Origin of the sequence: Amycolatopsis sp. cmx-4-83 (genome assembly GCF_046548815.1) — a bacterium.
GTDB lineage: Bacteria > Actinomycetota > Actinomycetes > Mycobacteriales > Pseudonocardiaceae > Amycolatopsis > Amycolatopsis pretoriensis_A.
The window spans coordinates 174,510-184,337 of record NZ_JAEBEF010000017.1 but is presented as its reverse complement, the minus strand read 5'-3'; the positions used below and the strand labels follow the sequence as shown (position 1 = coordinate 184,337).

The 9,828-nt window shown below is 74.0% G+C and carries 12 protein-coding genes and 1 tRNA gene; 7 read left to right on the top strand and 6 right to left on the bottom strand.

Annotated elements, in window-relative coordinates:
• Positions 1-98 precede the first annotated feature (98 nt).
• On the bottom strand, positions 99-989 hold the full coding sequence (gene bla, locus ACLJQM_RS41670) for a class A beta-lactamase (protein ID WP_410635840.1): 891 nt from the start codon (positions 987-989) through the stop codon (positions 99-101).
• A gap of 107 nt (positions 990-1,096) precedes the next feature.
• On the opposite strand from bla, the gene ACLJQM_RS41665 reads away from it, so the two are divergent.
• The 3 genes from ACLJQM_RS41665 to ACLJQM_RS41655 are packed head-to-tail and all read left to right on the top strand — an operon-like array spanning position 1,097 to position 3,140.
• On the top strand, positions 1,097-1,966 hold the full coding sequence (locus ACLJQM_RS41665; protein WP_360770782.1) for a LysR family transcriptional regulator: 870 nt from the start codon (positions 1,097-1,099) through the stop codon (positions 1,964-1,966).
• A complete protein-coding gene (locus ACLJQM_RS41660) occupies positions 1,963-2,865 on the top strand; it encodes a serine hydrolase (RefSeq protein ID WP_410635839.1) in 903 nt (300 codons plus the stop codon). Before ACLJQM_RS41665 ends, ACLJQM_RS41660 begins: the two co-directional genes overlap by 4 nt.
• Positions 2,862-3,140 (top strand): hypothetical protein, encoded by a 279-nt coding sequence (locus tag ACLJQM_RS41655; protein WP_410635838.1) that lies wholly within the window; start codon positions 2,862-2,864, stop codon positions 3,138-3,140. The genes ACLJQM_RS41660 and ACLJQM_RS41655 overlap by 4 nt, the downstream gene beginning before the upstream one ends.
• A gap of 114 nt (positions 3,141-3,254) precedes the next feature.
• Here the strand turns inward: ACLJQM_RS41655 and ACLJQM_RS41650 are convergent, their stop codons facing one another.
• Entirely contained in the window at positions 3,255-3,821 is a 567-nt protein-coding gene (locus tag ACLJQM_RS41650; RefSeq protein ID WP_410635837.1) for an isochorismatase family protein, read from the bottom strand.
• Positions 3,822-3,874: 53 nt separating this feature from the next.
• Here ACLJQM_RS41650 and ACLJQM_RS41645 point away from each other — a divergent pair, with 53 nt between their 5' ends.
• Positions 3,875-4,165 (top strand): hypothetical protein, encoded by a 291-nt coding sequence (locus ACLJQM_RS41645; protein ID WP_360770790.1) that lies wholly within the window; start codon positions 3,875-3,877, stop codon positions 4,163-4,165.
• A 3-nt stretch (positions 4,166-4,168) separates the two neighbouring features.
• Here ACLJQM_RS41645 and ACLJQM_RS41640 read toward each other — a convergent pair whose 3' ends face one another.
• Positions 4,169-4,381, bottom strand: coding sequence for a DUF2795 domain-containing protein (locus ACLJQM_RS41640; protein WP_410635836.1), 213 nt, complete (start codon positions 4,379-4,381; stop codon positions 4,169-4,171).
• 34 nt (positions 4,382-4,415) lie between these two features.
• Positions 4,416-5,408 carry a selenide, water dikinase SelD gene (selD, locus tag ACLJQM_RS41635; protein ID WP_360770796.1) on the bottom strand — a complete coding sequence of 331 codons (993 nt, stop codon included), beginning with the start codon at positions 5,406-5,408 and terminating at the stop codon, positions 4,416-4,418.
• A 54-nt stretch (positions 5,409-5,462) separates the two neighbouring features.
• On the opposite strand from selD, the gene ACLJQM_RS41630 reads away from it, so the two are divergent.
• The 3 genes from ACLJQM_RS41630 (at position 5,463) to ACLJQM_RS41620 (ending at position 8,552) form a co-directional block, all read left to right on the top strand.
• Positions 5,463-5,557 (top strand) — tRNA-Sec (locus tag ACLJQM_RS41630).
• Entirely contained in the window at positions 5,557-6,840 is a 1,284-nt protein-coding gene (gene selA / locus ACLJQM_RS41625) for an L-seryl-tRNA(Sec) selenium transferase (protein WP_410635834.1), read from the top strand. Before ACLJQM_RS41630 ends, selA begins: the two co-directional genes overlap by 1 nt.
• Positions 6,831-8,552, top strand: a complete 1,722-nt coding sequence (locus ACLJQM_RS41620; protein WP_410635833.1) for a SelB C-terminal domain-containing protein — start codon at positions 6,831-6,833, stop codon at positions 8,550-8,552. Before selA ends, ACLJQM_RS41620 begins: the two co-directional genes overlap by 10 nt.
• Here the strand turns inward: ACLJQM_RS41620 and ACLJQM_RS41615 are convergent.
• Positions 8,549-9,496 (bottom strand): alpha/beta fold hydrolase, encoded by a 948-nt coding sequence (locus ACLJQM_RS41615; protein WP_410635832.1) that lies wholly within the window; start codon positions 9,494-9,496, stop codon positions 8,549-8,551. The genes ACLJQM_RS41620 and ACLJQM_RS41615 overlap by 4 nt on opposite strands.
• Positions 9,497-9,563: 67 nt before the next feature.
• Positions 9,564-9,746, bottom strand: coding sequence for a CsbD family protein (locus tag ACLJQM_RS41610; protein ID WP_247023071.1), 183 nt, complete (start codon positions 9,744-9,746; stop codon positions 9,564-9,566).
• Positions 9,747-9,828 lie beyond the last annotated feature (82 nt).

Genomic DNA, 9,828 nt, shown 5'->3' with positions numbered 1-9,828 from the left:
CGCTACCCGCCTACCGGCGGCCGCCGCCCGCTGGCGGGGTTGGCCGGGGCCAGGGAGCCGGTGCGGTGAACGACCCTTTCATGAGCTTCTCCGGGCCCTCAGCGGTAGGTGTCGAGGGCCAGCTTCGCCGCCTGGGCGAGCAGGCGGTCGTCCGGCTTGGCGTTCTTCGCCTTGCGGTCGGACAGCACCACCAGCACGATCGGCGCGCGGCCCGGCGGCCAGACGACCGCGATGTCGTTGCGCGTCGCGTAGTCGCCGGTCCCGGTCTTGTCGGCGACCGTCCAGCCGGCCGGGGTGCCCGCGCGGATCACCGCGTTGCCCGTGAGGTTGGCGCGCATCGTGTCCGTGTAGAAGGTCCGCTGCTCGGCGGGCAGCGCCGTGCCGACGGCGAACGCGCGCAGGTCGGCCGCCATCGCGTGCGGGGTGCTCGTGTCGCGGACGTCGCCCGGGGCCAGGTCGTTGAGGCCCGGCTCGATCCGGTCGACGTGCGTGGTGGTGTCGCCGATCCCGCGCAACACCGCAGCCAGCCCGGCCGGGCCGCCGAGCTCGCGGAACAGCAGGTTGGCGGCGGTGTTGTCGCTGTAGCGCAACGCCGCGTCGATCGCGTCGCGCAGGGACAGCCCGGTGTGCTTTTCGCCGATCGGCGAGTTCGGCTGGACGTCGACCTTCGTGTAGGGCAGCACCTTCGCCAGCCCCGCCATGTTCGTGCGCTGGAGGACGGCCGCGGCGGAAAACGCCTTGTGCGTCGACGCGTAACCGAAGCGCTCGTCGGCCCGGTGGGCGATCTCGCGGCCGGAGCCGGTGTCGATCGCGTACACGCCGAGGCGGGCGTCGAATTCGCGTTCGAGCGGAGCGAAGTCCGGTTGAGGCGCCACCGCGATCGAGGACGTCGACGGCGCTGCCGGGGCCGGCGTTTCGGCGGCGCACGCGGTGAGCGGGACGAGGGCCAGCGCGGCGAGCGCGGCCCACCGGACGTGGGGGAACGGCACGGTGCTTCCTTCCGGTCTTGATCGACATCCGCAGTGTCGCCGCAGCCGCTCATGCTGTCCAAGACGCGAACGCACGGTTTGATGCCGGAATCGCATAGAGTGAGGTCGTGGACCTGGTCGGCGGCTGCAGAGCGTTCGTGAGCGTGAGCGAGACGGGGAGCTTCACGGCGGGCGCGGCGCTCGCGCGCATCCCGCAGCCGGTCGCGAGCCGGCGGATCGCGGCGCTCGAGCGGCACTTCGGCGAGCGGCTCTTCGACCGCTCCACCCGCCGGGCTCGGCTGACCGCGTTCGGGCGTGACGTGCTCCCGTCGGCCCAGCGGCTCGTCCGGCTGGCCGACTCGCTGGAGCACGACGCCCGGCGCGCGCGGCTGCGGCCGATGCGGGTGGCGGTGCCCGGCACGTGCGGGGTGCGCGAGCTCGCCGAACTGGCCGCCGAAGCCCGGGCGCTCGACGTCCACCTGGAGTTCCGCGCCGCGGAGCCGGGGGAGCGGGCCGAACTCGTCCGGACGAGCGAAGTGCGGGCCGCGCTCACCGCCGTCCCGGCCGAGGAGGGCGTGTGGTCGGTGCCGCTGGGCGTCGCCGGGGTGGCGCCGCCGGGAGCGCGGGTCGTGCACCTGGAGACGCTGCGGGCGGGCCGGTCCGGCGGCCCGCGGCGGCGCGTGTGGATCCAGCCCGAGGACGACGTCCCGCACGTCCGCGACCGGGTGCTGCGGGTCCGCGACGCCGTCGGGCTGCCCCCGGCGCAGGTCGCGGTGGCCGGCTCGCTGACCGCGGCGGCCGCGGAGGTGTTCGCCTCGGCGGACCTGCTGGTCTGCTCGGTCGCGCAGGCCGCCGACCTCGGGCTGCACTGGCGCCCGATCGGCGAACTCGACCTCGCGCGCGGCTTCGGCGTCGCGGCCACGCTGGGCGAAGACGCCGAACGGCTGCGCACGGTGCTGCGGGAAGCCGTCGGACGCTGCCTGGGAGCCGCGTCGTGAGCACCGAAGCACTGGTCCGCGACCTGCGGGCGGAACTGGACGACGGCGGCCTGCGCGGCTCGTTCCTGGTGCGGGACCTGCGGTCGGGCGCCGAGGTGGGGATCGACCCGGACCGCGAGTACCCGATCGCGTCCCTGGTGAAGGTCCCGCTGGCGGCGGCGACCCTGGAGCGCATCCGCCGCGGCGAGCTCGATGGCGCCACTCAGCTGGAGGTCCCACCCGGCCGCGTCACCACGCCCGGCCCGATCGGCGTGACCCGCTTCCGCCACCCGGCCCGCATCGCCGTCGAGGACCTGCTGTACCTGAGCACGTGCCTCAGCGACGGCCAGGCGGCCGATGTCCTGTTCGGTCTGACGCCGCCGGCCGAGGTGGCGGCCCTGCTGACCGGCTGGGGCCTGAGCGGGATCGCGCTCCGGCACGAGCTCCGCGACCTGGTGGACACCCCGGCCGAGCGCTTCGACGCGGCCGAAGCCGACCTGGCCCACGCCCTGGCGATCGGCGCGGGCACGGCGGGCCAGGGCCACCGCCTGGCGCAGCTCGACGTATCGCGCGCGAACACGGCGTCCGCCCGGGCGGTGCTGGAGCTGTTACAGGCGCTGTGGACCCCGTCGAAGATCGACCCGACGGTGGCCGCGGGGGTGCGCGAGCTGATGGCGAACAACGTGATCCGCCACCGCCTGACCCCGGACTTCGCCTCCGACGCGGCGAAGTGGTCGTCGAAAACGGGAACGCTGCTGAACATGCGCCACGAGGCCGGCGTCGTCGAGCACGCGGACGGCGGGGTGTTCGGTGTGGTGGCCTTGACTGAATCCCGTGTACCGGCGGCGGTCCAGCCGGAGGCGGACGTGCTGATGTCCCGCGTCGCGCGGGCGTTGCGTGACCACTTGCGTGGTGCGTGAACGTCGATGGCTACGCGGCAATGGACGAGCACGGACGCGAGCTGACGGTCCTGTACTACCGCGACGCGGCGGCGATCGAGGGCTGGAAACAGCAGTGGTACGCGAACTACTACATCGAGGTGACGAGGGTGGAGCGCGCTTACGGCTTCACGCGGCAGGAGGAGCCGAGCGAACCGGCGTGGCTCGGCAGGCGCGCGGGAGGACCTGCGCGCGAAATCGACCGTTGGCCGACGAGCTTTCCTGTTGCGCCTTCGCTCGCGCGCGGATCGGCCTGAGTCCGCAACCCGCTGTCGCACCGCGCTCGGCTCACCCAGAGCCCTCGGCCCGCCGTCGGACCTCGCGTCCGAAGCCCTGCCGACCCCAGCCGCCGGCCCGCAACCCGGTCTCTCTCAAGCCGGCGTGGTCACCCCGAACTCCACCTCCTCCGTGGTCATCGCGCCCGCCGTGCGGCCTGGCGCCGTCTGGTACTGCCAGTACAGGTTCGTGTGGGCGATCACCTGCCCCGGCGGCGGAGCACCATAGGCCGACAGGTCCTCCGTCGTGTGCGCGTCCGAAACCAGCGCCGCGTCGTACCCCCGCGCGAGCGCCCCGTGCAGCGTCGACCGGATGCACGCGTCCGTCTGCGCCCCAGCCACCACCAGCGCACCTACCCCTCGTTCGGCCAGCACCGCCTCGAGATCGGTGGCCTCGAACGAGTCCCCGTATTCCTTGTGCACCAGCGGTTCCGCCTCCCGCCGCACCAGCTCCGGCACATAAGCCCACGTCTCGCTGTCTCGTGGCAGCTCGTCGCTGGTGTGCTGCACCCACACCACCTCCGTCCCCGATGCACGGGCTTTCTCCACCAGGGTCACGATGTTGGCGAGCACGGACGAGCGGTCGTGGGCCGACGCCATCACGCCGTTCTGGACGTCGACGACGAGCAACGCGGTCTTCGGCCGGTCAGTCAATGTGGTCATGGCGGAACCCTAGCCACCACCACCGACAATTTCCGGAAGTAGCATGTCCCGCCATGGACTACGGGATGGTGTTGCTCGGTGTCGCCGTGCTGGCCGGGGTCGTCGCGCTGGGAACGTCGGCCACCGACCGGCGGCTGACGCGGGTCGACCGGCGGCTGGCGCGCGTGGAGCGGAAGCTCGACGCCATCGCCGAAAAGCTCGGGGTGGCCGTCGAGGAGCCGGCGCTGCCGGAGGTCGTCGCGCTGGTGCGAGAAGGCAAGAAGATCCAGGCGATCAAGGTCTACCGCGAACGCACCGGCGCCGACCTCAAAGACGCCCGTGACGCCGTGGAGCGCCTCGGCTGACGCCTACGGCGCCCCGCCGATGTGCTTGGCCGACACCGCCTCCCAGACGGCGTCGAAGTTCTCGTACCGGTCGCTGTGCGGCAAGCCGCCCAGTGAGCCGAGGACCGAGTCGCCGCCGCCGGCCGCGGCCGCTCGGCGGAGGAGTTCGTCGCGGCCGCATGGGTACTCCGTCTCGGCCAGGTGCTGTTCGAGGCTGGTTCGGTCCGGTGCAGGCATGCTCGTCGCGTACCCGCCGCGCCCGGCCCGAAACTCAGCCGACGACGATCGTGTGGTCCCCGCGCGGGACCAGCTCCCCGATCACGGGGTGCCCCGGCAGCTCCCCGGCGACCAGCAGCCCGCCGGACGTCTGCGCGTCCGCGAGCAGCAGCGCCTCGTCCTCGGACACCCTCGACAGGTCCGTGTGCGGCCGGACCCAGTCGAGGTTGCGCCGGGTGCCGCCGCTGACGTACCCCTCGCGCAGCGCCGAACGCGCGCCGTCGAGGTACGGCACCGCTGCCGGGTCCAGCCGGGCCGTGACGCCGCTGGCCCGCGCCAGCTTGAACAGGTGGCCCAGCAGGCCGAACCCCGTCACGTCGGTGGCGCACGTGGTCCCGGCCGCCAGCGCCGCGCGGGAGGCGGGCGCGTTCAACGTCGTCATGACGTCGATCGCCTGCTCGAACCGTTCCCCGGTGGCCTTGTGCCGCGAGTTCAGCACGCCGACGCCGAGCGGTTTCGTCAGCGTCAGCGGCAGCCCGGCCCGCCCGGCGTCGTTGCGCAGCAGCCGCGCCGGATCCGCAATGCCGGTGACGGCCAGGCCGTACTTCGGTTCCGGGTCGTCGACGCTGTGCCCGCCGGCGAGGTGGCAGCCCGCCTCGCCGCAGACGTCCAGGCCGCCGCGCAGCACTTCGGCGGCCAGCTCGAACGGCAGCGTCTCCCGCGGCCAGCCGAGCAGGTTGAGCGCCACCACCGGCGTCCCGCCCATGGCGTAGACGTCGGAGAGCGCGTTGGCCGCCGCGATCCGGCCCCAGTCGTAGGCGTCGTCGACCACCGGGGTGAAGAAGTCCGTCGTCGCGATGAGCGCGGTGTCCCCGGAAATCCGGACCGCGGCCGCGTCGTCGCCGGTGTCCAGCCCGACGAGCAGCTCGCCCGGCGGGTCGACGGGCGAGGCGCCGGTGAGGCCGCGGACGGCCGCTTCGAGTTCGCCGGGCGGGATCTTGCACGCGCACCCGCCGCCGTGCGCGTACTGCGTCAGTCGGTAACCCACGGGTTCATCGTGCCCGCTCGCCGCGACCTTGGCAGGATGGCTGCCATGGTTCAGGGAGGCGTATCCGGCCTGGTGACCGGCGCGATCTTCAAAATCGCCGAGCGGCAGGTCCTGCCGCTGGCGGGTTCGATTCCCGTCCGCCTCCGCCATGCCTGACCCCCGCCGCGCGATCCCGCGCACCGACGCGCTCCTGGCCGAGCCCGGGATCGCCGAAGCCGCCGCTGAACTGGGTCGTGACCTGGTGAAATCCGTCGTCCAGGACGTCCAGCGGGCGGCGCGGGCGGGGGAACTCGCCCCGGCCGACGTCACCGCCACCGTGCTCGCGCGGTTGCCCGGGAGTGCCGCTTCGCTGCGGCCGGTGATCAATGCGACCGGCGTCGTCGTGCACACCAACCTCGGCCGCGCCCCGCTGTCGGCGGCCGCGCTCGCCGCCCTCGTCGCGGCCGGCGGCGCCACCGATGTCGAGTTCGACCTCGCGACCGGTGACCGGGCCCGCCGCGGCCGGAGCGCGCTGTCCGCGCTGGCCGCCGCCGTGCCGGACGCCGGCGCCGTCCACGTCGTCAACAACAACGCGGCCGCCCTCCTGCTCTGCGCGCTCGCTATGGCCCCCGGCCGCGAGATCGTCGTCAGCCGCGGCGAGCTGGTCGAAATCGGCGACGGCTTCCGCATCCCGGACCTCCTGGCGTCGACCGGCGCGCGGCTGCGGGAAGTCGGCACCACGAACCGGACGTCGGTCCGCGACTACGCCGCCGCGCTCGGCCCGGACACCGGCTTCGTGCTCAAGGTCCACCCGTCGAACTACCGGATCACCGGGTTCACGGCGGAAGCACCGCTCGAGGAGCTGGCGAAACTCGGCGTACCGGTCGTCGCGGACATCGGCTCCGGCCTGCTCGCCCCGCACCCGCTCCTGCCGGACGAACCGGACGCGGCGACCGCGCTGCGGGCGGGCGCCGCGGTCGTCACCGCGAGCGGGGACAAGCTCTTGGGCGGTCCCCAGGCCGGGCTGCTCTTCGGCGACGAGGACGTGATCGAACGGCTGCGGCGGCACCCCGCGGCCCGCGCCCTGCGCGTCGACAAGCTCACCCTCGCCGCGCTCGAAGCGACCCTGCGCGGCCCGGTGCCCCCGGTGCGCGCCGCGCTCGAAGCGTCCGTCGAGGACCTGCGACGCCGCGCCGAAGCCTTGGCGCGGAGCCTGCGGGACCTCGGCGCGGAAGCCGTCGAATCGGCCGCGGCGGTCGGTGGCGGTGGCGCGCCCGGCGTCGAACTGCCCAGTGCCGCGGTCAGCCTGCCCGCGCGGTACGCGGCGGCCCTGCGGACGGGCGAGCCGCCGGTCGTCGGCCGGGTCGTGCGCGACCGCTGCCTGCTCGACTTGCGGACCGTGCGCCCGGACGAGGACGCGAAGCTGCGGGAAGCCGTGCGCCGATGCGGGTGATCGTCACCGCCGGCCACGTCGACCACGGGAAGTCCACACTGGTCCGCCGGCTGACCGGGATGGAGCCCGACCGGTGGGCCGAGGAGCGCCGCCGCGGGCTCACCATCGACCTCGGGTTCGCGTGGACGCGGATCGGCGGGGAGGACGTCGCGTTCGTCGACGTGCCGGGCCACGAACGGTTCGTGCCCAACATGCTGGCCGGGGCCGGACCCGCGCCGGCCGTGCTGTTCGTCGTCGCCGCGGATGAGGGCTGGATGCCGCAGTCGGCGGAGCACCTCGCCGCGCTGGCCGCGTTCGGCGTCCGCCGCGGCCTGCTGGTCGTGACCAAGGCGGACCGCGCCGATCCGGCCGCGGCCACCGGGGCGGCGCTCGCCGAGATCGCCGGGACGTCGCTGGGCACCGTGCCGAGCGTCGCCGTCAGCGGCCGGACGGGCGAGGGTCTCGACGAGCTGCGCACGGCGATCGGCGAGCTGACCGGCGGCCTGTCCGCACCCGATCCCGCCGCCGACGTCCGGTTGTGGATCGACCGCGCCTTCACGGTGTCCGGGGCGGGCACGGTCGTCACGGGCACCCTGGCCGCGGGGACGATCGCCGTCGGCGACGAGTTGCACCTGGGCACGACGCCGGTGAAGGTCCGCGGCCTGCAGGCGCTCGGGGAGCCGCACACCAGCGTCACCGCCGTGGCCCGGGTGGCGGTGAACCTCCGGGGCACGCCGCGGGGTGACGTCGGCCGCGGCGACGTCCTGCTGACGCCCGGCCGCTGGCGCACCACGGCCGAGTTCGACGTGCGGCTGCGCGGTGCGGCGGCCGCCGACCTGCACCGGGACCTCGTGCTGCACCTGGGAACGGTGGCGCGGCCGGTGCGCGTCCGTCCACTGGGGACGGACACCGCACGGCTCACCACGACCACCGCGCTGCCGTTGCGCGTGGGGGACCGGGGCCTGGTGCGCGACCCGGGCGAGCACCGGATCGCCGCCGGGTTCGACGTCCTGGACGTCCGCCCGCCGCCGTTGTCGCGCCGCGGCGCCGCGCGGGACCGCGGCCGCGAGCTGACCGACCCCGACCTCGCCCGGAGTTACCTGCGCCGCCACGGTTTCGTCCGCGCGGACGACTTCACCGCGATGGGCCTGCCCGAGACGGGGGAGCGCCTGGGCGGCTGGTGCGCGGACCAGGACCGGTTCACGGCGTTGCGCGCGGAGGCGGCGGAGATCGTGGGCGGCTGGGACCGGATCGCCGCGGGCGTGCCGGTGGAAGCGCTGCGGCAGCGGCTCGGCTTGCCCGCGCCCGAACTGGTCGTCCCCGTCCTGCGCGGGACGGGCTTCGAGGTCGCGGGCGGGCTGGTCCGCCGCCCCGGCGCCGGGCTCGCCCCGGCGGTCGAGGAAGCCCTCGAAGCGGTGGCGAAGCGGCTGGTCGAGCACCCGTTCCGCGCCCCGGAAGCGGACGAACTGCGCGCACTCGGCCTCGGCCGACGCGAACTGGCGGCGGCGACCCGCCTCGGCCGGCTGACAGCGCTCGCCGAAGGGGTCGTGCTCGGCCCGGACGCGGAGGACCGCGCGGTGGCCGAGCTGAGCAGGCTTCCGCGCCCGTTCACGGTTTCCGAGGCGCGCAAGGCGCTCGACAGCACTCGCCGGGTGATGATCCCGCTGCTGGAACGCCTCGACGCGGCGGGCCGCACGGAACCGCTCGGTGACGGGACCCGCCGGGTGCGCTAGATCCCGCCGTCACGCGTCCGAGGTGCGTCGACCGCGGCCCGGCTCGGCCCGGCCGTCGAACAATCGCGACCCTGGATCCCGCCGAAGAAGTCGCCGAGCGCGGTGGCCAGTGCTTCCGGGTTCTCCTCGGCCATGTGGTGCCCGGACTCGATCGCGTGCCCGCGCAGGTCGGTCGTCCACCCGCGCCAGACGTCCAGGACGTCGCCGTAGAGGTCTGCCAGGTCGTCGTCGCTGGACCACAACACCAGTGCCGGGCAGGTGATCCGCCGCCCGGCGGCTTGGTCCGCGTCGTCGTGGGCGCGGTCGATGCCCAGGCCCGCGCGGTAGTCCTCGAGCATCGAGGTGACCGTCGCCGGGTTGTGGATCGCGCGGTGGAAGTCGGCGAAGTTCGCTTCGCCGAGCCGCTCGGGCGTGTTCTTGGTGCCGACATTGTACCAGGCGTCGGGGTCGGCGGTGATCACCCGTTCGGGCTTTTCCGGCTGGGCGAAGAAGAACCAGTGGAACCACTCGCGCGCGAACCGCGCGTCGCAGCGGGCGAGGGCCTCACCGATCGGGACGGCGTCCAAGATCGCCGCGCCGCGCACCACCGTGGGGTGGTCGAGCGCCAGCCGCGTCGCCACGTACGCGCCGCGGTCGTGCCCCGCCACGAAGAACCGGGGGTGCCCGAAGTGCTCCATCAAGGCGACGCAGTCGGCCGCCATGACGCGTTTGCTGTACGGCGTGTGCCCGGCGTCGGTGGGCGGCTTGGTGGACTCGCCGTAGCCGCGGGTGTCCGGGCACACCACCGTGAACCGCTCCGCCAGCCGCGGGGCTACGCGGTGCCACGTCGTGTGCGTGCGCGGGTGCCCGTGCAGCAGCAGGACCGGCGGGCCGGAACCGCCGTGGCGCACCCGCAGGGTCACGTCGCCGACGTCGACGTGGTCGAGCGTGAAGCCGTCGAACATGGTCGCCCCCGAACGCGAAAAGCTGCCGCACCCCGGGAAGCCCGGGGTGCGGCAGCGGCAGGACAGGTCAGTTCTTGTCCTTGACGCCCTTCACGGCGTCTTTGATCTTCTCGCCGGCCTGCTTCAGCGAGCCCTTGGCCTGGTCGGACTTGCCCTCGGCCTGCCACTGCTCGTTGCCCGTGGCGTCGCCGACGGCTTCCTTGGCCCGGCCCTTGAGCTCTTCGCCCTTGTTTTCGATCTTGTCGTTCATCGGGGTGCACCTTCCCGTTGCGGCGACATTTCCGGATCGGCCAGTCGCCAAAAGGGCCTTGACAAGTGGTTACCCGGCCGTC